Annotated in this window: 1 protein-coding gene; it reads left to right on the forward strand. The window is 31.0% G+C overall.

The features are described 5' to 3' along the window. On the forward strand, positions 1 to 533 hold a 533-nt coding region (locus tag ACF91D_RS31600), incomplete at both ends, for a CDP-glycerol glycerophosphotransferase family protein (protein WP_392438673.1).

A 533-nucleotide genomic window follows, 5' to 3' on the forward strand; every position in this document is an offset into this window, starting at 1 on the left:
ATATCATTTCTTTAAATATATGAGAACGTATCATCCAGAATTACCTGTTTATTACATTATTGATGAACACTCAAATGAAGCAAAAAATGTATTGCCGTTTGGTAATGTCATTTACTATCAATCTCCCGAACATTTTTCGATAATGTTGCAAGCAGATTATATTTGTTCAACACATCATCCAGAATTATTGTTCCCAACTAATAGCGCAGCCTATACGAGAAAAATCACTGCCACTAGAGTGTTTTTACAACATGGTGTTTTAGGGACTAAAAATTTAACTCAGATTAATGTTAATCAATTAAAAGACTTCAATGTAGATGTCTTTATAACAAGTTCAGATCGTGAAAAAGAAATTGTGGTTAGGGATTTAAATTTTGATGAAACACAAGTTAAGGTTACAGGATTAGCTAGATTTGATGAACTCTTTAATAATGACGTTAAAACAAAAAACCAAATTTTAATTATGCCAACTTGGAGAGAGTGGCTAACTAACTATGAACAGTTAGAGTTCTCCGAATACCTAGAAAGAATGA

It is taken from the genome of Staphylococcus sp. 231237_7MaSpsaltlick (assembly GCF_043107035.1).